General features: G+C 31.9%; 22 protein-coding genes and 1 riboswitch. Of the genes, 4 read left to right on the top strand and 18 right to left on the bottom strand.

Features of this window, described 5'->3' with window-relative positions; genetic code table 11:
- Position 1: 1 nt before the first annotated feature.
- The gene (locus tag ACWTVK_RS01110) at positions 2 to 772 is read right to left on the bottom strand and encodes a hypothetical protein (protein WP_456045678.1); all 771 of its coding nucleotides are present in this window, start codon (positions 770 to 772) and stop codon (positions 2 to 4) included.
- A gap of 621 nt (positions 773 to 1,393) precedes the next feature.
- Positions 1,394 to 1,481, top strand: a riboswitch (ZMP/ZTP riboswitch).
- An 86-nt stretch (positions 1,482 to 1,567) separates the two neighbouring features.
- Between ACWTVK_RS01110 and ACWTVK_RS01105 the strand changes: the two genes are divergently transcribed.
- The gene (locus ACWTVK_RS01105; RefSeq protein ID WP_456045677.1) at positions 1,568 to 2,779 is read left to right on the top strand and encodes an L-lactate MFS transporter; all 1,212 of its coding nucleotides are present in this window, start codon (positions 1,568 to 1,570) and stop codon (positions 2,777 to 2,779) included.
- 445 nt (positions 2,780 to 3,224) lie between these two features.
- Here the strand turns inward: ACWTVK_RS01105 and ACWTVK_RS01100 are convergent, their stop codons facing one another.
- Positions 3,225 to 4,487 carry a hypothetical protein gene (locus tag ACWTVK_RS01100; RefSeq protein WP_456045676.1) on the bottom strand — a complete coding sequence of 421 codons (1,263 nt, stop codon included), beginning with the start codon at positions 4,485 to 4,487 and terminating at the stop codon, positions 3,225 to 3,227.
- 220 nt (positions 4,488 to 4,707) lie between these two features.
- Between ACWTVK_RS01100 and ACWTVK_RS01095 the strand changes: the two genes are divergently transcribed.
- Positions 4,708 to 4,785: a putative holin-like toxin gene (locus ACWTVK_RS01095; protein ID WP_414008492.1), complete on the top strand. Its 78-nt coding sequence runs from the start codon at positions 4,708 to 4,710 to the stop codon at positions 4,783 to 4,785.
- Positions 4,786 to 4,993: 208 nt separating this feature from the next.
- Here the strand turns inward: ACWTVK_RS01095 and ACWTVK_RS01090 are convergent, their stop codons facing one another.
- Complete coding sequence (locus ACWTVK_RS01090; RefSeq protein WP_456045675.1) at positions 4,994 to 6,205, bottom strand: hypothetical protein; 1,212 nt, start codon at positions 6,203 to 6,205, stop codon at positions 4,994 to 4,996.
- Positions 6,206 to 6,426: 221 nt separating this feature from the next.
- Between ACWTVK_RS01090 and ACWTVK_RS01085 the strand changes: the two genes are divergently transcribed.
- Positions 6,427 to 6,504: a putative holin-like toxin gene (locus tag ACWTVK_RS01085; protein ID WP_223209338.1), complete on the top strand. Its 78-nt coding sequence runs from the start codon at positions 6,427 to 6,429 to the stop codon at positions 6,502 to 6,504.
- Between the two features lie 406 nt (positions 6,505 to 6,910).
- Here the strand turns inward: ACWTVK_RS01085 and ACWTVK_RS01080 are convergent, their stop codons facing one another.
- The 10 genes from ACWTVK_RS01080 to ACWTVK_RS01035 all read right to left on the bottom strand — a co-directional run bounded on the left by ACWTVK_RS01080 (position 6,911) and on the right by ACWTVK_RS01035 (position 18,988).
- Complete coding sequence (locus ACWTVK_RS01080) at positions 6,911 to 7,591, bottom strand: hypothetical protein (RefSeq protein ID WP_456045674.1); 681 nt, start codon at positions 7,589 to 7,591, stop codon at positions 6,911 to 6,913.
- 124 nt (positions 7,592 to 7,715) lie between these two features.
- Entirely contained in the window at positions 7,716 to 9,005 is a 1,290-nt protein-coding gene (locus tag ACWTVK_RS01075; RefSeq protein ID WP_456045673.1) for a DUF2971 domain-containing protein, read from the bottom strand.
- 155 nt (positions 9,006 to 9,160) lie between these two features.
- Positions 9,161 to 10,762 carry a type I restriction-modification system subunit M gene (locus tag ACWTVK_RS01070; protein WP_456045672.1) on the bottom strand — a complete coding sequence of 534 codons (1,602 nt, stop codon included), beginning with the start codon at positions 10,760 to 10,762 and terminating at the stop codon, positions 9,161 to 9,163.
- Positions 10,763 to 10,777: 15 nt separating this feature from the next.
- Positions 10,778 to 11,626: a hypothetical protein gene (locus tag ACWTVK_RS01065; protein WP_456045671.1), complete on the bottom strand. Its 849-nt coding sequence runs from the start codon at positions 11,624 to 11,626 to the stop codon at positions 10,778 to 10,780.
- A gap of 1 nt (position 11,627) precedes the next feature.
- On the bottom strand, positions 11,628 to 12,155 hold the full coding sequence (locus tag ACWTVK_RS01060) for a hypothetical protein (protein ID WP_456045669.1): 528 nt from the start codon (positions 12,153 to 12,155) through the stop codon (positions 11,628 to 11,630).
- Between the two features lie 16 nt (positions 12,156 to 12,171).
- Positions 12,172 to 13,425 carry a restriction endonuclease subunit S gene (locus tag ACWTVK_RS01055; RefSeq protein WP_456045668.1) on the bottom strand — a complete coding sequence of 418 codons (1,254 nt, stop codon included), beginning with the start codon at positions 13,423 to 13,425 and terminating at the stop codon, positions 12,172 to 12,174.
- Positions 13,426 to 13,454: 29 nt separating this feature from the next.
- Entirely contained in the window at positions 13,455 to 16,682 is a 3,228-nt protein-coding gene (locus tag ACWTVK_RS01050; RefSeq protein WP_456045667.1) for a type I restriction endonuclease subunit R, read from the bottom strand.
- Between the two features lies 1 nt (position 16,683).
- On the bottom strand, positions 16,684 to 17,253 hold the full coding sequence (locus ACWTVK_RS01045) for a restriction endonuclease subunit S (RefSeq protein WP_456045666.1): 570 nt from the start codon (positions 17,251 to 17,253) through the stop codon (positions 16,684 to 16,686).
- Positions 17,254 to 17,402: 149 nt separating this feature from the next.
- The gene (locus ACWTVK_RS01040) at positions 17,403 to 18,281 is read right to left on the bottom strand and encodes a GIY-YIG nuclease family protein (protein ID WP_456045665.1); all 879 of its coding nucleotides are present in this window, start codon (positions 18,279 to 18,281) and stop codon (positions 17,403 to 17,405) included.
- Positions 18,282 to 18,520: 239 nt separating this feature from the next.
- Positions 18,521 to 18,988: a hypothetical protein gene (locus tag ACWTVK_RS01035; RefSeq protein WP_456045664.1), complete on the bottom strand. Its 468-nt coding sequence runs from the start codon at positions 18,986 to 18,988 to the stop codon at positions 18,521 to 18,523.
- 108 nt (positions 18,989 to 19,096) lie between these two features.
- Between ACWTVK_RS01035 and ACWTVK_RS01030 the strand changes: the two genes are divergently transcribed.
- Positions 19,097 to 19,333, top strand: a complete 237-nt coding sequence (locus tag ACWTVK_RS01030) for a hypothetical protein (RefSeq protein ID WP_298631266.1) — start codon at positions 19,097 to 19,099, stop codon at positions 19,331 to 19,333.
- Between the two features lie 109 nt (positions 19,334 to 19,442).
- Here ACWTVK_RS01030 and ACWTVK_RS01025 read toward each other — a convergent pair whose 3' ends face one another.
- The 5 genes from ACWTVK_RS01025 to ACWTVK_RS01005 form a co-directional block, all read right to left on the bottom strand.
- Positions 19,443 to 19,802, bottom strand: coding sequence for an MmcQ/YjbR family DNA-binding protein (locus ACWTVK_RS01025; protein WP_456045663.1), 360 nt, complete (start codon positions 19,800 to 19,802; stop codon positions 19,443 to 19,445).
- Between the two features lie 6 nt (positions 19,803 to 19,808).
- Complete coding sequence (locus tag ACWTVK_RS01020; RefSeq protein ID WP_456045662.1) at positions 19,809 to 21,035, bottom strand: hypothetical protein; 1,227 nt, start codon at positions 21,033 to 21,035, stop codon at positions 19,809 to 19,811.
- 47 nt (positions 21,036 to 21,082) lie between these two features.
- Positions 21,083 to 21,637, bottom strand: a complete 555-nt coding sequence (locus tag ACWTVK_RS01015) for a hypothetical protein (RefSeq protein WP_456045661.1) — start codon at positions 21,635 to 21,637, stop codon at positions 21,083 to 21,085.
- Positions 21,638 to 21,817: 180 nt separating this feature from the next.
- Positions 21,818 to 22,459 carry a PdaC/SigV domain-containing protein gene (locus tag ACWTVK_RS01010; RefSeq protein ID WP_456045660.1) on the bottom strand — a complete coding sequence of 214 codons (642 nt, stop codon included), beginning with the start codon at positions 22,457 to 22,459 and terminating at the stop codon, positions 21,818 to 21,820.
- A gap of 140 nt (positions 22,460 to 22,599) precedes the next feature.
- Positions 22,600 to 23,151, bottom strand: coding sequence for a hypothetical protein (locus ACWTVK_RS01005; protein ID WP_456045659.1), 552 nt, complete (start codon positions 23,149 to 23,151; stop codon positions 22,600 to 22,602).
- Positions 23,152 to 23,209: the final 58 nt, after the last annotated feature.

The following is a 23,209-nucleotide window of genomic DNA, read 5'->3' as shown; positions in this document are numbered from 1 at the left end:
ACTAATCTCCAGTGTCGTCAATATAAATATGTATAGAATTTGCTGGTCCCGCTAAACTACGACCGATTTCAATCGTCATAGGTCCATACTTTATAAAGGATCTATTATTCTTATCATTAATTATATGTGGCATAGTATAGAAAAATAAATTCATCATCTTATCAAAGTCATTTATAATTTCTTCCTTACCTAACAACAAAATAGGTTCTTGATTTTTTCTTTGAAAATGTACACAGCACTCATCAGCAAGTGAATCATAAAAAGAATGCTTATCTACATATCCAGTTTCTAACCAAATACTAATGGCTGTAAGCCAATCCAAAAAATCAACAGGCTCCTTATAAAAAATGTAATCTATAGGAGGGGAATTATTTTCAGCACGATGTTTATCAAGTCTAAAACTCGGAATATTATTACTAACAATAATTTTGTTAATAAAATTATTTGAATCTAACTCAATAAACATACCTATAGCATAATTGTCCATTTCATTGTATGCAATAGCGAGTCCTCTTTGACCTTTATAAAACAACTCTTTTTTGTTGGTTCCCTCACTAAGTGTCATCATATGTGCATACACAGCTAAATTATCATCTCTGGTCCTTTTTGCCATTGAATTTAGAAAATCATATACTTCTATCTTTCCATTTTTTAATATATTCCTCTCAACATTAATATACTGACAATTATCTGCTAACAAATTATTAATCCCCTTAAAATCAGCATATTCTAATGCAGATTTAAATATTAATAATACATGATTTACATTCATCTAGGACACCGCCTTCAATAAAAGAAAAACTAATCATTAGCTCCTTAATAACTGAATTGACTACAATAAAATAAATCATACAACGTGCAGCTCATAATAATTTCATTATATAGTAAAAATTTATTGAAATAAATCTATAAAACCCAAAATTCAGAACGATAGATAAGACTCTTTTTACTATAAGATGAATTCTAAAATATATTGCGACAAATAAAAAGATATTGATTAAAATAATTACAAAACGAAAGAGGTTCCTATTGGTCACCTAGGTGACTATTAGGAACCTCTAATCTATTTACTTTTATAATTAACGGCACTATATTGAACTTGAGGCCTCTAAATGGGTCCAGCCTTTGCTAATCTTCTAGAGATTGGCGGTGAGAGAACACATGAAAAAAGGCCCGACAGTGGAGTCAGACCGTTTCTTCAATTTCATTTTCGAGAAGCGAGAGCTGGCGACCAAACCATTTATGCCTCACTTTGATATAAATTATATCATATCTAAACAGGGAAAGGAATCCAAGGATTTCTTTCTCTGTTTTCACTTATAAATGTTCATGGTGCATACGATAGTGAATTATATCACCGACAAGATATCCTCTCAATTGCTATATTAGTAATATATTCCTACTGGGCTGACGGATAAGTAGAATTGACTACATGCACAGTAGCACACATCGTGTGATAGCCGACCGTCTGGGCAAAATTTTGTTCAGACGGTCTTTTTTTGTTCTCTCATAGCAAATATGTTGGAGAAATCATTAATTATTTCACCTATATGAAAGGAGTTTTCTTATGAGAAATCGTTGGCTTATTGCACTAGCAGCTATTGGTCTACATATATCCATCGGTAGTGTGTACGCGTGGAGCGTGCTTACACGACCTATCATGGCTGATATGGGCTTCACCATGTCACAAACAACATGGACCTTCTCCTTAGCTATTCTGATGCTTGGATTATCTGCAGGCTTTTTAGGATCTTTTGCAGAAAAAATAGGTCCCAAGAAAAGCGGACTTCTTTCCATGGTGTTCTGGGTAGCAGGCCTATTTGGTACGGCCTATGCTCTTAGCATTCATAATCTTACCTTACTCTATCTCTTCTATGGTATCATCGGCGGTATCGGACTAGGTATTGGTTATATAACACCGGTATCTACGCTCGTAAAATATTTTCCTAAGCGCCCAGGATTTGCTACGGGATTAGCTATTATGGGGTTTGGATTTGCTTCACTCATTGCAGGACCGCTTATGCAATTCCTTGTAGCTCAGGTAGGCTTAGTGAATAACTTCATTATTCTCGGCATAATTTACCTCATAGTTATGGGTACCTCTTCGCTTTATTTAAAAGCACCGCAACCAAAACAACCGCCTCGAACTACGAAAGATAAATCCACTATGTATGTCCATAACCATGGCATGCTAGCCAATGATGCTATGAAAACTTGGCAATTCGGTGCCCTTTGGTGGATCTTCTTTATTAATATTACCTGTGGTATAGGTCTTCTATCCTTAGCGTCCCCTATGGCACAAGAAACCATTGGTATGACACCTGCAGCAGCTGCATCACTAGTTGGTATCATCGGCATATTCAATGGTGGAGGTCGCATTGCATGGTCTACTATCTCCGATTACTTTGGCCGTGCACAAACTTACATACTATTCTTTATTATACAAATCATCGCATTCTACGTACTTGCCGAAACCAATAATGCTCTTACATTCCAAGTTTTAATTCTTCTCATTATCACCTGCTATGGCGGCGGATTCGCCTGTATGCCAGCATATCTCGCAGACCTCTATGGCATACGCCAACTCTCCACTATTCACGGCCGCATTTTAACTGCTTGGGGATTAGCAGGCATCGTTGGGCCCATGCTCGTTTCATACTTTCACGAAGCAGGATATGGATATACTACAGCCTTAATATGCTTTGCGCTTCTATTCGTATTAAATACAATAATTGCTATAATCTTAAAAATATACGGCAAACGAGGGCTCCATAACTGATACTTAATTCTAGTAATATAAAAATTGTAAGTGAATAATCACAACCAAAATTTCCCCAATTAATTACAAATCGAAAGAGGTTCCCATTAGTCACCTAGGTGACTATTAGGAACCTCTTATCTATTTACTTTTATTATCTACAGCACTATATTGAACTTGAGGCCTCTAAATGGGTCCAGCCTTTGCTAATCTTCTAGAGATTGGCGGTGAGTGGACGCATGAAAAAAGGCCCGACATAGAAGTCAGACCGTTTCTTCAATATTAAACCTTAGAAGCGAAGTCTGGCGTCGAAACCCTTTATGCCTCACTTTGATATAAATTATATCATATCTAAACAGGGAAAGAAATCGTATGATTTCTTTCCCTGTTATCATTGTGCGCCCAATAGGCATATATATGTTTATTAGGCTCTACTATTTTATTACTTATTGCAATTCAAAATAAGCTAAGACTTTGATCTTAGATTAAATAAGTCAATATCTCTATTATACATATCTCCAGTATTTAACAACTTTACATCTAACAACATATTTTTTAGTTGCTCCAAAGTATAATAGCCATTTACTTGATATGAAGCAATATGACGATATTCATAGTCTTTATCGCGTGTAATAAATTCTAATCTCCCCTCTCCATTAGATAATTCATAATCCAATAATAACCCCGGAATACCATCAAACCAGACGAAACTTTTACTAATCCGAGACAATCTAATCTCTTTATTTAAGGTATGACCATATAAAGAATTAATATACTCAATATGGGTCTCAAAGTTATATGGATCATCTGGTTTGGCATTCAATAAAAAATGCTGTTGCTTATCATGTAGTGGAATCATCTGAAGGACTTGATTTACTCCATGTGGTCCTTTATGCGTTATAGTATAAGATTTAGATCCATATATACTGTCCTTATCTGTCGATTCTGTACGAGTTGAACCATTTAGTACCCGATACTGTAAATTCTTCGACATCGTAATAGTAGAAAATTCGTTAAGTCTATTCAACGAACGTACCGAAGGCAACACATAATTGGCAAGAATTCTATTCGCTTTTATATTACGTTCTGACTCTGATTCAGATCCTGCAACATACGTACCAATACTATGACTAGTATTAGGATTATCTTTGCTTGTAAAAGTAATGCCTACAATAGTACCTTGATTTGATTTATCTAAATTAGTAACGTTTAGATTCCAATATTTTGTATTATCTAATTTTTTATAAATAAATGTTCTTTCAGAACCACCTTTTTCAACAACATTATAATCTCTAGCGACATATGTACTGCCAGTAAGACCTTCTAAGGTATAGTTATGTTCACTATTTTGAATCTTAAATACACTTGAAAATGGAACTGTGAGCTGTATCCCACTATTTTCTGTATGTTCTATTATTTCTGTTTGTCCATCTATTGGCGTCATAAACTGCTTAAAATCATGGCGTAACGTTTTCTCCAATTCAGCATCATCAGATATCTTACGCCATTCTTTTAATTTTTCAAAAGTACCATCAGCTTTAATTTGATTAATCATAGCCTGTGTACTAGCAATTTGCTCCAATGCGATTTGAGGACTAAGATATACATAATCTTTATACTCATCTTCAGGTATTTTGGAGTTTGCACCAGGTAGGTCTACATCTATAGCATGACAAGATACACAAATTGAACTCAATACAATAGCACTTAATAATAATCGTTTTAACATATACATCTCTCCACAAATAGTAATTTTAACTGTATTGTAACATAATAAGAACACAATTATGAATACGATTACAAAACGAAAAGGGTTCCTATTGCTCACCTAGGTGACTATTAGGAACCTCTAATCTATTTACTTTTATTTTTGACCGAACTATATTAAACTTGAGGCCTCTAAATGGGTCCAGCCTTTGCTAATCTTCTAGAGATTGGCGGTGATCAATATGAGTACATACAAAGTGTTATCGTTGATGATTTCCTTTGGCATACTTATAGCGACCATTATCATGGCAGCAAAGTGATTGACCTCTAGCTAAAAGCTAGCTTTCTAATCGTGGCATGAAAAAAGGCCCGACATAGAAGTCAGACCGTTTCTTCAATTAAATCAATATAGAAGCGAAGTCTGGCGTCCAAACCATTTATGCCTCACTTTGATATAATTATATCATATCTAAACAGGGAAAGAAATCGTATGATTTCTTTCCTTGTTTCATTTATAGATAGTTTTAACTAAATAATCCAAACATCACCTTCATACAGATTACCAGTAGATGATAATTTTACATCAGTAATTAATCTACGTAATTGTGCTTTACTATATACACCAGTATCTAGCGGGTATTGGATTGTGTTTACATACTTATAGTTTTCATCATAAGTAATAAACATCAATATTCCCTGTTGATTATCTAGTTCAAGATCTAGTAATAACCCTGGTATACCATCATTCCAAACATAAGTATGGAATCCCTTTGTTATCATTTTTGCTCCAGGGATACCAAAAAGCTCTGCTGACTTATTATCAATCTTATTTAATATACTAATCTCATCAACTGTACTAAATAATCCTTTTTCAGATTCATTATTAGGTTCAATACGAATCCGTTGATTTATATCTTTGTCTATTGTAAAGGTTACACCGTCTACTCTTTCATTTATCTTTTTATCTTTTACTGCTGTTTTAGGTACTCTAAAAGAGTAATTCTTATAGTTTTCTACTCGGCTATAGTCATCTAAATCTTTAAGAGAATGAATTGAAGGCAATATATAATTTGCCATTATTGTATTAATATCATTAGATGTAACCAGCTTCGTTGCACGCGGATAAAGGATAACATTATACTCCTGATTTGGATGTTTACTTAGTTCAAATTTTAAACCAATAATCTCCATCTCAACAGCCCCTCTAAGCGTGGTCTTTCTCAAAGAACTTTTACTTAAGCCATCATAGTTAAAAATGATATCAGTTTTTTCAGTAGTATTTGGTGTTTTATTTTCAATAATACCTGCAACAATCATAGGTGATTCTACTAAATAATGAGCATTTGAATTAGGGAAATCAGTTATAGCCTCTTTCTGTATTGCGCTAAATGGAAGTGTAACCGATAGTCCACCATCATTATTATGTAAATTCACAATTGTATTGCCGTCAAATTGACGACGCTTAATAGAATATAACTCATTTTTAAAGCTTTCAGCTTCAGCATCATTAACATTAGTACCAAACTCTTTAGGCATTCCCTCTTTTAAAATAATCGAGTCTATTATCTTTCGAGTTTCTACATCATAAGCACTCTTAATTGTCTCAGTCCTATAAATTTCTTGTTCATACGCATTCTTAGGAATAGTTAGATCTGCACCGGGAATATTTACATCAACAGCATAACTAGATACACTAACAGTACTCAATACAATAGCACTTAATAATAATCGTTTTAACATATACATCTCTCCACAAAAAGTAATTTTAACTGTATTGTAACATAATAAGAACACAATTATGAATACGATTACAAAACGAAAAAGGTTCCTATTGGTCACCTAGGTGACTATTAGGAACCTCTAATCTAATTACTTTTATAATTAACAGCACTATATTGAACTTGAGGCCTCTAAATGGGTCCAGTCTTTGCTAATCAACTCGAGGATTGGCGGTGATCAATATGAGTACATTCAAAGTGTTATCGTTAATGATTTCCTTTGGCATACTTGTGGCGACCATTATCATGGCAGCAAAGTGATTGACCTCTAGCTAAAAGCTAGCTTTCTAATCGTGGCATGAAAAAAGGCCCGACATAGAAGTCAGACCGTTTCTTCAAATTTTTACTTTAGAAGCGAAGTCTGACGTCGAAACCATTTATGCCTCACTTTGATATAATTATATCATATCTAAACAGGGAAAGAAATCATATGATTTCTTTCCCTATTTTATTGTTATAACTTAAAACTTTTCCAATCAAAAGCTTCAATAACTTCTCTTAGTTTACTATCAATACGTCTAATTAAATCTATAAAAGGTTGTCCATTGTTATCATCCTAGCAATCTAATACTAAATCAGTAAGAAAAAAATTTGATTATATAATATATTTAAACTATATTTGCCTTTAAAATACCGCATACAATAATTTAGCTTGATGAAACTTATATCAAAAGTCAATTTCTAATGAATTTCTCAACAAAGAAACCAAAGAATCATTTAACAGTGAAGCTTCTTCTACCATACTTTGAATATCTCGATTTAAATCACGATTATCAAAACTTAAACCTCTAATTTCATCTAAAAGTGTTTCTGTATGTATTAAAATACTATCTAGTTTATGTGTAAATTCAAATAAAGATTTAAAATCATCTTCCTTTATATATAAGCGAACATATAATATATGTCTTTTTAATTTATTAACTAATTTGGTAGCTTTTTTACATCTATATCTATTATACCAATATAATACTTCTTTAATCGCATATTCTTTATTTAAATCCCAATGACTCATTATATGGTCTTTCTCGTTTTCTCCTAAAGATATCTTATCTAAAAAGTTAGAAATTTGAATCATAGTATATCTAGAGAAGTCTGGGTATGTTTGAAAAGATGAAGATATATTCATAACCGCACTATATGCCTCGATCATGCATTGATTAACTTTTATAATTCTCTTGTGTTTTAACTCTATATAAATCTTATAACTTGTCAAATTATGTTCAAATGTATATTTTAACTTTTCAAGTTCAGAATTCCATTTTTTCTGTTTTTGAAACTTATATACAGTAAAAATTAACGTACATAAAGAAATAAATATTGATATTACTGTAATTAAATCACTCTTCATGCCATACTCCCCTTTACTAAGAATAATTAAAATATTATATAAATTCACTAATCATCATATAACCTTTATACTTCATAAAAAATTATTGATTAAATACTCCTACCTATATTCATAATAAATAAATTTATAGAATATTGTAATCATATAATTCAAGTTTATATTTATAAGGATCTACTTTACTTTCAGCAAAATATATATCATATAGTCTAGGTAACTCATCAATTTTAGACTCACGTTTCCAGCTTTCTAATATTCTTATAACTTTAATTTTATCCTCTGTGCTACAATTTGCTCCGAAAATTATTCCTTTCAAACAGCGGGGATTATAAAAAATCTTTATTCCACTTTCAATAGTCTCACTTAGAATTAATAATCTAGATTCAGCTTCATGCATCCAATACGAAGATTTTTTAATAGAATTCTTAATCCAAAAATCATTAAAAGAATCTTGATTTCTATACATAGAAGTATCAATTTTAGGATAAAATAATTTATCTTGAATCTCGTCTAATAGTAATTGAAAAAACTCCCCATAACTTCCATCATCACTATAATTCACATCTTGTAAAGAAGTACCCTTATAATCAAATAAATCTGAGACTAAATCAGCTTCTTCAAAAATTAAACATATTCCTTTATGATTACCAGCATAATAGGCCCACATAGCACTATTGTCATATGTTTTTGAAAAACAAGTAATATAAATATTGGGTGTTACAACATTAAGAAGTGCGTCAATATAATGATATGGAAACTCATATCTTAACCAATTTAATTTATACTCATATTCTGATATATCATTACTAAGTAATTTTTTTAATCCAATTGATCTTGCTTCATTATAATAAGGTTTATTATTTTCGCTTAAACGAAACTCATAAGGTATTCGCCAATCTTCAGGTAAATCTACGATTTCTTCATTAGGTAAAATATTAGATTCAGAAAGTTTATTATAATATTGTTTTAAAAAATAGATTAATGTTGGATATAAAAAACCAAAATAACGTGCCATCTGATTTCTTAATAAAGGTGATTTACCAAATGTTCCTCTAAGTTTAATCACCGGTTTACATCTAAAAAAGTCATCAAATAAAGATTTTATCAATTCTATATTTATATATTGGTCATATTTAGCACACTTATTGTTGAAAATAACAATATCAATACTTTCAAACGCTTTAGGCTGATTTTCTTGATTATGAATCTCCGTTGTGTAGAACCATATAAACGATGCAAAATAGTTAAATAAAAGCCCTTTCCAATTGTCACTTATATCAGTATTCCACTCCAATGATAGATTACCTTCCCACGGATCATTTAATTTGTCTATTTTAGAAAAATAAAGGTAATGATTTTCTAACTCTTTATAATCTAAGAAAGTTTTTATATTTCTAAATTTATAAATCATACTCATAGTATTTACTCCAGAAAAACAAATGCTTCAAAACGTCATATATAAAAAAATATGTGTTAATAATATTATATATATTAAAAAATTTGATTTACATTATTTCTAAGAATACCAAAAGAGGTAGAAAAGTCCTATTTGGTCTTTTCCACCTCTTTTCCTTACATTTTTACGCCTAATAGGGCTAATTGTTCGGCTATTTCTTTTTCGAGTTGTGCAATTTCTTGGTTATCTTGTTCAATCATACGATTGATTTCATCAAGATTAAGTTCTTCTTCTTCCTCAAATGTATCTACATATCGAGGAATATTTAAATTATAGTCATTTTCTTTAATTTCTTCGATAGATGCAACATGTGCATATTTATCAACGTCTTGTCTATTTCGATATATTTCAATAATTTTAGTGATATTTTCATCGCTCAAATTATTTTGATTTTTACCTTTTTCAAACTCATTGCTAGCATCGATAAATAGTACATCGCGTGTCGTGCGGTTTTTCTTAAATACAAGGATTGTTGTAGGGATACTTGTGCCATAGAACAAGTTCGCAGGCAAACCAATCACCGCATCAAGATAATTCTTTTCTATAATAGTTTGGCGAATCTTACCTTCAGCCGCACCACGGAATAAAACTCCATGAGGCAAAACAATTGCCATTGTACCTTCATTATTTAGATGATATAAGCTATGTAATATAAAAGCATAATCTGCTTTAGAGGCTGGTGCTAATTTACCATATTCACTAAAGCGTGGATCTTTAAGTTTACTTTCATTATTATCCCATTTAGCAGAGTATGGAGGATTCGCAACAACCGCATCAAAGGAACGTGGTCTATCGATACCATCACGGTCAGGCCCATCTGGCCAATCACTTTCAAGAGTATCAGCATTATTCAGTGTCATATTATTATACGTAACACCATGCATCATCAAGTTCATACGAGCCAAGTTATATGTTACCGTATTTAGTTCTTGCCCATAAAAGCTAACCGCACCTTGACGAGATCCATCAGGCAATTCATTACGAACCGTCAATAGTAATGATCCAGAACCCATTGTTGGGTCATAGACTGTAAAAGTATCAGTTTGAGATTCTATATTGCCAGTAACAATTTTAGCCAAGATTTGACTAACTTCATGAGGTGTATAGAACTCTCCACCTTTTTTACCAGCATTAGCTGCAAATTTACCAATTAAATACTCATAGATTTCACCCAGTATGTCTTTACCACTTTCATCTTTATACTCGATTTCATCGATTTTAGTAACAACTGCATTCAAAGTCTTAGTTCTACCTGCTGTCGTTGATCCAAGCCCAGAATCACCAAGATTGATATAGTTAAAAATACCTCTAAAATCTGCTGCAGCTTCTTTATTAATTTCAGCATTCTTATTAAAGTTTTCAAATAATCGTTGATAATCACTAGGAATAACGGAACCATTATGAATGCTTTCAGTTAAAGAAGCCCATGTATCCTCAGGATTAATAGCATATCCTAATGTACCTGCAATATCAATTAAACAAGCCTCTAAACCTGCGTCTTCAACAAGCTCCTTATATGCCTCATTAACAGATTTTCCATCTGAAATATCAACCAAGTCATTATTAACTAGGTACTCTTCTTGATGAATGGAAAGATATTTATAGAATAAAAATGGAAGAATGTAATCTTTGAAAGAACTTGCATCCATTGTGCCACGCAAATCGTTGGCAATAGCCCACAATTGGCTTGAAATATTCTGTGCTTTTGATTCTGCCATACAAAATCTCCTTTATTAATTTATTACTTTTGTAGTACTAGCAATCATTTTATCGTCTGTTAATGGATTAATATAATAACGACCCAATGCTAACCTAAGGAATTGCGACAAATCAGATTCAGTAAGAATTATAAATCTATTATTATCAACTTGGAGAGTAATCGATTCGAAAGAGTTAGCCTGATTGATCATACTACTAATATAATCAGAATCATCTAGTCTAATTTTGGGATTATCTTTTATTAATGCAATCATTTTTAAATTGCGGGATCCAATATCACTTGTATAACCTGATAAATCTAAACAAGTATTATTTTTGAATTCTTCTACTTCTTCTTTATTTGCTTCACGATAAAATATATCAAGCCCCTTAAAGATTTTATGTATCTTACTAAAATCCTTAAAATATAGTTTCCCTTCCCCATCATAGTAAGCATCAATAGTACCATCTAATTGAATCCCATTAGGAATATTAAGTACTTTTAATTTTCTCGGACCTACTTGATTACCATTAATCTGTAAAATTGACATATTCTCAACACGTTTAGAATTTGTAATTTTTTTCAAAATAAGCTCATTAGTTTCATTTGGTTTACTGAGTAAAAACTCCACAGTTTTAAAGCTATCATTATCAAATATATTTAAATTTGCTGTTGAATCAAATATCCTTAATAGAGGAGTAATGATTTCATCTTTATGATTTGAAAGATTGATAAACAACCATTCATCATTTTCACATTTTGATTCTGAATTAAATTCAATTAAGTTCATTTCATTTGTTATAGGCGAAATATATAAATGATCAATATCTGATTTTTTTAAATTTAATACTTTATATTCCCTCTTACATTTAGCTATTATCATACTACTCCTCAATTTCTATAAACGAAAAATTATTAATACGAATTAAATTAAAATTCTCCTCAGATTTGACCCTTGTGAGCTTTAAATCTTTTCTTTTCGTATAAATACTATAGATATTTCCTTCTAAATCTTTAACTTTATATAATCTATACTTAGTTAACCAAAAAATATTAAAATAGTAAGACTGTTCTAAAAGTTTCCACCAAATAGTAAATAAAATCAAAATCAATAAAATTTGTAAGTCAATTGAAAGATTTCCAATATTAAGCATTATAACAAATAAGCCTATATAAATTGGTATAATATCTTGCTCCATTGGTTGAACTTCTTGGACAATTAATGTGTCATTCTCACCTTGATAAAAGTTACGATAACAATACTCTAACCCAAGTGCACCAAAAAGGAATATAAAAAATGCTACTAATACTATCAACCAATAATATTCCAATGATAAATGTAATGGATTGGTAAATAGATACAATATACCTCCAGCAGCAAAGGAGCTTAAACTAAGTAAGAATCGATACATCTAGTCACTCCTAAATTTAAATAAATAATTGCTGTAATAAAGCTTTCTTCTGAAGTTGTAAGTGTTCTAACTTACGCTGATGAAGGGTAATAAGTTCTTCGATACTAAGAATTAATTGTGTTATTTTAGTACGTTCATCTACTGATGGTATCAATACAGATATATCAAGAAAATCTGTTTCATGAATTCTCCATTGCCCATATACAACTCCTTGCCTAAATCGAATCATCTTAGCAATAAATCTTGGTAATAATGACATTATGCCAATAAATTGACTATCACCAATAGATACACCTTGAAAAATACTATATACAGGTGATATTACAGCTTTGCCAGTTTTATTTATTCCTATGGATCCTGTTTCCAAATTGTTAGAGCTATATATAAAATCACCTAATTCAGTTCTTTTATATTTTTTCGATTGATCTAACACCAAAAAACTTCTATCATACCTTTCACCTTTGGGAGTTACACCAAGGCCTTGAACAAATGACATTAATGGATATTCACTTGTTTCTACTTGTTGTTCATTACGTTCAACTAATACATCTGATAACTTACGCTGTTCCCAAGCATCAGTAAATCCTGGAAAACGAAGTTCAGGATATCGTTCTCCATTTTTCGGAAAAAGTTTCTGAAGTAACGCTTTTTTCTTTAATTTAAGATTATCTAACTTACGCTGATGAAGGGTAATAACGTCATCTATTTGCTTTATAAAAGTACTTATCCTGTTTTGTTCTTCCAATGATGGAATGACAATATTCCACTTCTTTAACTCATCCATTGGAACTAAGTTTGTCATAGCAGAGCCAGGATTTGCTTGTGTTAACTGTTTCTGCATCATATCTGACTGCATAAACTTAAGAAAGTAAAGCGGATCAACAAAATCCTTATTTACTTTGAATCTAATTAACGCTTGATTGAAAACACCTTTTTTTATGCCATCTGGAACCATTGAGATTCTACCTATAGTGCCTGCACCACTCATAATAAAATCGCCTGGTTGTATATTAAACCGAATTAACTCATTATATTTCTCTCTTGAAATAAAATAACGAGTTTCATAATTATCATATATAGCATTTTGTTGTTCATATACTACATAATCAGATTTTTTTACAAAAGAATCTTTTTTTAGCGAACTACCAAATGGACCTCTTCTAATTCCATTTTGTAGGTCTAACAGATCCACAAACTTACGCTGTTCCCAATCTTCAGTAAATCCCGGAAATCGTAATTTAGGTACTCTCCGTTTTTCTTTACTCATCATAACCTCGCTTTCCTTTTATCATAACAACACTACCTTTCATTAACATAAAAATCTGCAAATTTATATAAAGCTGCCACAAGTTCATTACCATATTTAATTTTATTAAGGCTTACAATATCCGCATCTTGTGCTTTTGCTTGATATTCTGCACGCGCCTCTTTTTTTAGCTTACTAATTCTACCGGTACTATCTAAATCCTGTTTACCGGCTGTATGTCGAGAAAATAGATCTAATATTTCGTCATTACTAATAACATCAATAATTCCCCATTTTAAGCGGAAATCGAAAATATCATCTTTCATAATCATTGTATTTACATCTTCAATGACTTCCAAACTAGTTAACTTTACAGGATATTGGATATCTTTTCCTTCTGGTGGATACGTACCTTTATAGATTGCATCAACCGCATTATTAATTCGTTTTGCATATTGACGATCATCTAAAGCCATTGCAAAATCATTAATTTTTTCACAATAATCCGCAGCTACATCCATACGTTTTTCATGAACAGCATTCATTAACGCTTCAATTAATTCAGTGAGATAGTCATAGTTAACACTAATTTGCTTTACATGTATCATACGTAGTTCAATTTGAGCAACTGGTACATCATGATTTTCAGCAATACGTTCTTTCAAGTCGTTATATAGAGACGTGGTTAACATTTCTTCTTGTTCAGGTGTCATTCCCAGCAATGTAACAAGTTCATCTGGATTGTCATAATCAAATCCGATGTCTTCTCCATTAACAACCTCTGGATCATATTGTTTTAGCTTTGACATTCCATTGCTATATGCACGCATAAGATTAAACATTTCTTCTTGCTTAGCTTCACTAGCAGGAACTTCTGTAAAGTTATCGGTCATATCTGCAAGACGATCTATCACTTGTTTTACTTCTTCAAATTGTTCTTTGAAAGGTTTAGCTAAAACACCACTATCAACTAACACTTTTGTATCTACTAATGTATCTTGTACATCTGCAGAGTGCTTATTGGCATAAATACTTAGGGCTCGATTCATGAGCTCTTCGTTCTTAGTTGGCCATCTATAATTGACTATACGGCCCCATGGCTTTCCTTGATTATCGGCAATACGATTTGTTCTTGAGTAAGCTTGAATTAGCATTGCATCCTTTAAGGTACGGTCTACGTAAAGTGTATTTAGTTGCGGTGCATCAAAACCAGTCAATAATTGATCCACAACAATAACAATATCTAAATATTGTCCATCTTGCGCTGTACGATTTAAGCGTGTTGTTAGATCTTGTGTATAACCTGATACATCATCTAGGCCAAAACTAGTACCAAACATTTTATTATAATGTTTCATAGCACGTAATAGACCATCATTTGTAGCTAACTGGTTATCACTATTGTTAGTACTCATGCTAAAAGTAATACCAACTTTTAATGTAGGAAGTCCTTGCTCTTGGCGTTCTTGATTCACTCGTTCAAATTCTTCAAAGTACATTAGTGCCATTGGTGTACTTGGTCTATTTCCACCTACATGTGTAGTAAGCATAGCGTTATAAGCACCATCATTAGAACGATTTCTCCAGTTTTTAAAGATATCTTCTACAACCAATTTTACGTGATCTTGATTATTATCATAGAAACTAGGCTCTATCATATCATCCATATCATCATCAGTAAGATTAGCAATCTTTCGTTCAATATCGAGTTCATTCCAATTAGGATATTTCTTTGCATAGAACTTCGGTAAGTATTCAAGTTTCATTTTGTCTTCTGCAATTGTAGTTTCGAAATCTACCTTGAAACCTAATACATTTTTATCTGCAATAGCTTCACGAATTGTATACGCATGTAACAACTTACCAAAAACCTCATGTGTCTTAGTACCTTTTTTACCGACCACCTTATCAAACATAGGTGTTCCTGTATAGCCAACCCAAGCAGCACCTTTGAATACTTTTTGTAAATCTTCAAAGCTTTCACCACCGGTAGACCTATGTGCCTCATCAACAATAAACACAAAGTTCTTATTAGGTACCACAAAGTCTTTACGATTAATGAGAGTATTTAGTTTTTGTACAGAGGTAACAATGATGCCATACCCTTTTTCATTTAATTTTTTCTTTAAGGCTGAAGTATTCTCTGTTCCACCAACGGTATCGAATTGTTTACCATCAATATCAATAGAACCTTCAGGGTCATACGCCTTATAATTTGCTTCAGTTTGTTTCGTTAACGCGATACGGTCAACGACGAATACCACCTTATCTACATTTGGCATGCGACTTGCCAGCCACGCAGTTTTGAAACTAGTAATCGTTTTACCAGAACCTGTAGTATGCCAAACATAGCCCAGTTTATTAATTGGTAAATCAAAATCAGCACGTTTTAATTCATTTAAAACTGCTTTTGTGGCATACACTTGGTAAGGGCGCATAACCTTAAGCATTTGTTTATTCTTGGTACCATCAAGAATGGTAAATAATGTAGACATTTGATGCGCCATGGGTATGCTAAGGAACATATCTGCAAAGGTAGTCCAATTACGAACAACCTTATTATCATTAGGATTTTGCCATTCAAACGCAAAATCTTTATTAAATAAATCAGCGGTAGTATTCGCCATATATTTAATTCGATTTGGAGTCATCGCGACTAGAATTTGAACTGTTGAGAAAATATCACTGTACTGTTTTTCCTGAATATATTGATGCATTTGATTTAATGCTTCATCTACAGAATGTTTTACAGATTTTTCCTCAATTTGGATAATTGGCAAGCCATTAATGAGTAGTGTTGTATCAAAACGACGTTCTGGGCGACCTGCTATTTGTGGTTCTCTCTTAACTTGGCTAACCACTTGGTAAACAGTATTACCTGCCCCAATTTGTTTTTGATCAAATACTGTTAAAAATACATGGCGGCCATCATCTAGGTCGACCTCTACTTGGGATACACCATTGATACCATATAGGAACTGTCCTGCTTGATATGGAGTGTATAGTTCATTAATTACCTTTTGAACTTGTTTAAATTCCATATCACTTAATGGTTGTGTCAATTGATTTTGATTCAATTGATATAAAATCTTGCGGAAATTCTCCCAAAGAGCCTCTGTTGTTTTTATAGTTGGCTCATATTTCCAAAGTTTACTTTTATAAACCTTCATATTACCATAAGCATCTATTGTATCGCCTGTTTGTTTTGTATTAGCTGTATTAATAACAATCCCAGTTGATAATTGCTCAATTAATTTATTTTCAAATTCTAGCTCTGTCATATTAATTTACTCCCTGTAACATAATAATTGCTTTCCGATATGTGTTATCTGCCACACGCTGTTTTAATGATCTTAGTCGTAATTGTTTAAAATAAATATCCCCCATAATCCGTTGCACTTCTATTGACGGTAGTTTTGGTAACTGTATATCTTTTAACAAGCTTAGACTATATCGTACAACCTGACTTCCCTGTAAGTTTTGTTTGAACTGCTTTCTAATTTTAGGATTCTCATTAATCAAATAAGCCATAAATTTTTTGTCTATTGGTGTATTTAACGGTTCCATCCGAACATAGTTTTGAGTAAAAAGATACTCTTCATGATCTGCAGTAACAATTGTAGCCATGCCAGATATTGTACTAAATATTAAATCACCTGTTTTAAGAGTAGCACCTTTGTATTCTGTACGAATTTGTTTTCTATCACTCATAGGTCCAGGTACACCAGTCAAATCTTCATACAATTCATTCTGGCCATACAATGTATATAACACTGCTTTTTCACTAGTACTTTCCTCTAGTCGATACTGTGATACCCCTGTATTACTATGAAATATATCTTTAATATACACTAGATCACCTCTTCCTTAAAGATAATTTTCATTTTATTTTTATTTTTGCATGTAAAAAAATTACACTGTATAACTTTTAATTAAACTATACAGTGTAATTTATGTAAAATCAAATATAATTTTGTAATTTTTAAAAATGCAATTTTAATTTAGATATTATTGTTTCTATTACGTATTTCTTTTAAATTCACGCCTTCCTTATTTTTCCAAAGAAGTAATCCATTAGCGGTTTGACCGATCAAAAACATAGCAGCTGTAGAAGGGCTATTAAACAAAATATCTTCGATAATACAATTATTATTATCTTTATTTGCAAGTTTACGTCTTAGTTTAAGTGACTCAGATATAGTTTGAGCAGTCTTATGAGAAACTTTACTTCCTTTTAAAAGTAAAAAACCTTCATTAGTTTCTTTAGCATAACCAGTAATCACTTCATTACCAACTTTTTGAGTCATAGTATAAATAATCTCACCCTCGCTACGACCTGAGTCAGCCAACTCATCAATTGGTGTTAAAACTTTCTTACCTAATAATCCTATTGGTAACTTTGAGAACTCTACATACGCTAATAACTCACTAACTTTTTCTTCAGTTACATTTCCTAGAGTGGGTTCATTTTCATTAAAGACCCTATACCGATTGATTTCTTTAATCAATTTATAGTAACGATTCTCCAAAAAATTTAAATCTGTAGGACCAAAGCTATCGTTCGAAGTTGTTAGCACTACAGCCTCTGTCCAAAAGTCCTTACTGCCATCCGTATCATGTTCTTTTAATCGCTGTAATACACCATCATCATTTTTACGAATTCCAGCCTGACCAATATATACTAATGGTTCATTATTATCATCCATACCAAATAACATATAGATTGCACTTTGATGTAATGCACTAATCTCTTTAGATTCATCTAATAAGGATCTAGGTATTTTATAAACTAAACCGGTCCAATTCGCTAAAGTACATTTAATACGACCAGTAACCTCTCCGTCTAATAAAAATAAATTTACATTCTGTCCCTTAAGCATTTATACGCTCCCCTATGTATTGTGTTTAATATCTATAAATATCTATTCGAACTTAAAACATCTGATTTTTATATAATATATCTAGTATGACATATTCTTGAAATACTGTACAATCAAGTATCAAAAAGAATATAGAGCAAAATGTCCCTTAACAATTGCGTTTTTGCTTCATTCTTTCAAGTCATTCATCAAGCACTTTTCATCAATAAAATAATATTCTAAAGTCAGATACTTACACTCTACTTCTTTAGCATTTGTTGATATTTATCAAATTCAGCCTTAGCCACATTAATTATTTTTCTATATAAATCCTGATTAACTTCCATATCTGTATAACGAATAAACTCACCAGTTTTATCAAATGGTTTCGATTTCGCAGCAAATGGATTAACATGAGAAGCCACGCCAGCTTCTCTCCCAATAATTAATGAATCATGGTATGGATTTACATAAAATATATAGTAAGTGCCTAAATGGCTTCCACCAGATGCACAATAAGCCACAGGAACTAGTCCATAATCCTTAAATGTACGCATAGAATATGCTGCTACTTCAGATACAACACCATCATTTATAGACATATCCGCAACAACCCAACCATTGTAAGGACCGTAGCCCTCACCTTTACCAACTAACTCAGATGTTCTTGCCTGACAACTAAAAGCAATTGTGCTAACAGCTAGTAATGCTAATAATAACTTTTTCATTTAATTATTTCCCTCCTAAATTCTCTCAAATACTATATATATAGAATATCATATTTCATTTGACTTATAGTAGTATAATATATTTATAGGAACAAGGAGATGATATTTATGAAATTTACAAAACGTATACTCATCATGACTGCTTTAGCCGTAACCGCAGCTGTATCTACAGGATTTGCTTACGATTATGTATGCAATAACTCTCAGTACAATTGCAATACTAACACACAATACAACTGCAATAACAATGCAAACAATACTAACTATGCACCATGTAACAATAACAATCAAAACTATTGCGGTTCAAACTCTAATACTAGAGGATGTGGCGGATACAGAAGATAATAATATAAACACGATAAAGCCTATAGTACGATATATGTACTATAGGCTTTTGTCATATACTTTCAGAAGATAAGAAAAATATTAAAATAGTACCTATTAATAAATTTGGCTATTTATGCCCCACCAACTGATAGCTCATATCCACTAGCATTTTAAGTTTCTCTATATCTTCATATCCTTCAATATCCACCGATATCCAGTGTTGTTTATTCATATGATAGGCAGGATAGATTTCATTTTCATGGATCAGATTAGGAATCAAGTCGGGTTCGCATTTTAGATTGACTATATCCATAGGTTCATTTGTATCTTGACCTACTTGATGGCCTTTAACATCAAAAATTCCAGCAAACCATTTTTGATTATCTCTACGTCGGATTACTATATAGTCAGGGTATCTTTCCCATGAATAATCAATATCACAGACATATTCTTGTTGTATGTATTGAAGTAATTCATTACGATTCATAATTTCCTACCGCGTTTTAATAAAGTCCATATCAAACATATCTTTTGGTATAGCTGCCATACCTGGTAGACTTCTTGAGTATTTATCTGCATCATTTGCATTATCTACATATTGAACTATGTCACGTAGATCTTTTGCTGGCGTCTCATACTCAGAGTTCGCCATTATAAAGTGTGTATATAAATATTTATCGTCATACAGCGATTGAATGTACATTCTAGATGTAGAACGATCTACCTCCATATAGATGGCCGGAGTAGCATCATTCCATACAGTAGCGTATTGGATTGGTTTATAATCAGAGTAAGGCTTATACATAATGAAATGTTGTATTAATTTAGAGTTAATTTTATGGCGATTTGCTAACTCCTCTGGCTTTAATTCTCTTACCATAATACCTTCACGATAACTTTTACCATCATAAATATAAATTGCATCATTATCAGGACCATGGTATTCCAAATTGCTTGATTTTAGTGTTTGGAATGTAAATCCATTTATAGTTATCGGTTTAGTTTTGGAAAGTAATTGTTTAGCTGGTTCAATAGATGGTAAAACATAATTAACTAAAGGAGACATTAATTCTTTATACACATATTCCTGATCATGTTTCTTTAACAGTTCTACTTCTCTTTTTTTAGATAAATCATAACTTATACGATAGTACATCGAAGGCTCTGATTTAATGCTAAAGTTAATTGCCCCTTCTAAAGCACCAGTTTGAGTTGGACTAATCTCCCATGTAGCATGTTTAATAGTAGGATATGAAAAGGAGTTTTCTTTTATGGAATTTACATTATCCCTACGAATGGTATAATGTAAATTTCCATCAATCAAAAGAATATTTCCCTTTTTAACATCTGTAGTTAATGGGTCCCCTTTCACAGTTTTACCAAACTGACTACTCACAGGCATCGTAAATTTTATATTTGCGCCATTATCTTTAAGAATAAAAACAGAGGACGAGAAATTAACGGAATGATTCAGTTCCTCAGTAATGTATACTAACTCATCCATTGACCATTTTCCAGGCATATTGTTAGTATATTTTGCCTTAATTTGACTACCTACATCTACTTCCATATCCCTAGCAGTTTTATCAGTTTTACGATAGTTTTGGTATGCATCCTTTGAAATTGATGGATCTGCACCGGGAATATTCACATCAACAGCATAACTAGATACACCCACAGCACTTAATATTGCAGCACTTAGTAATAATCGTTTTAACATATACAGCTCTCCATAAAATAGTAATCTATAAAACAATTTTCTTTAATTTAGTTCTTAACTGGTATCATATTTTCAAAACTTCTGCCATATGCTTCTTTAAAAATATAATTTCCTACTACATATTTAGGATCATGTAAAGCTACATCAACGTATTGTTCTTCCCTATTATTAGAGTTAGCAAAAGCGATACCTTCATAATTAAAGTCTTCTATACTATTCATAGTCAATCTCATGCCAGAACTAGCTTGTTTAGCATAAATAAGTAAAGAATAATCTTGTGAATACTGTGGTATACGCAATATGCTAGCTACTGTATATCTTATATCATATCGATATGTAACTAAAACCTTATGAATATATGGATTAAATCTATGACTATTTTTATTTTCAACCTCATATACAACTGCTTGAACTTTATAAATAGATTGATCTTCTTCAATACTTTTAATAGAACTCTTATCTACAAAATATGTGATAGAGTTCTTACCTGTAATAATAGAAATATTATTTTTATTAATCTTTATATCTTGCATAGATATAGCCTGAATTTGTAATGGTAATACTATACAAGACAATAATAAAATAATAAGTATTTTTTTCATTATATTTCCTTCTCTCTTACCTATTTATATAGACTTTTATAACTTTATAACTCTAGAATATCGCATAATGAACTATTTCTTTCATTATATGAAAGCCTGTAATACTCATCTAAGTATTACAGGCTTTTTTATGACTATTTCAAATTTCTAATTAGAACTCAATCTACCAATTACTATTCTCTAACCATTCATACGGTTAAAGTATTCAATGGCATTTGGTGAGAATTCAACGAATGTATTCCCATAAGAGTATGGTCCCAATTCATATGGTTGGTATACAAGACCTATAGCGCCTTTACCTTTTAAGTAGTAGTTGTCAGAAACATATTCTACATTCCAATTAGGTAATAGATCTGCTTTTTTATGATCTTCACGGTAGAAGCGCAATATACCAGAATTAATGCCCCGTTCTATTTGTTGTGGATTAGCAATTTTCACATAGTTATATAACGGAATTCTTTGGCCAGTTATCTTGTTATATACTAAGCCTTTAGTGTTATACATTCCATGTGCGGCACCAGCATGATAGTGATATGTAGTTAACAAGATAGATACTACTTGAGCATCTTCATAGGTAACTTTATAATTTTGTTTTACTTGGTACGCATGTTGATCGTAATAAACTGATTTCGCATATAAAACATAGTTAGCAATGTCTGTATTAATTGCTTTTTGTGCAAACATATTATTGGTATATACCAATGGATATTTTAATTCCATGTTTACATCAGATTGACTACCTGTAACAACAGTTGCATATGTAGGCACAGCAATCATAACACCTAGCATAGAGGTCATACATAGCTTTTTAAAGATTCCCATAATAATGTCTCCTTTTACAAGCACCTTAAATAGGTTTATTACTGTGTTACTTCTACAGGCTATGATAAAACTCCTCTTTTTCTATTTCACTTTTCTCATAATTTATTCATTATATAAAATAGCTAAAACTATCTACTATTTCACACTAAAGTGTTAGGAAGAACTCCGCCTAATACAGCAATAATAAGTCCAAGTACAATCATCCAAATTGATATAAACCTTAAAACAAAGGAAGTATGTGTATAGATTTGTATAGTAAATTGATTATAATCAACCGCTCCTTTAATCACCTTATCGCCTACTTTTTTCATAACTGTATCTAGTACAAAAGGATCTTCTGTAATGGACAGTCTATAGGTGCCTGGACCCGCATCAAAGGTATATAGTTCCATTCTTGAGTGAGTTAAACTATTAACCCGGGCACGCATAAAAGATAGAAATAAAGGAATGGTCCTTCCCGTTGTTTCATCAACTAAGTTAAACCCAAATTCACCAATAGGCGCCTTTGTAAACATTTTTCCACTAAGCCACACCCCATACGTTCCTGCTCGCTCTAAAGTAAAAGTGCCTTCTTTATTTACATAAGGCATCTCATAGAGCATCTTAGCTCTACCAAAGCGAATCGTGTATTTAATACCCAAATAGAACAAACAAAGTCCTAACGGTATCAACAGATAAAATAACTGTTCCATTACCTACTCCTCCTCTATTCTCCCGCTTTTACACAACACGATTGTATTTTCACTATAG

This window comes from Veillonella sp. Ser01, from assembly GCF_053850375.1.
Note: the sequence above shows the minus strand (reverse complement) of the source record. Positions and strands in the feature narration are given on the sequence as shown.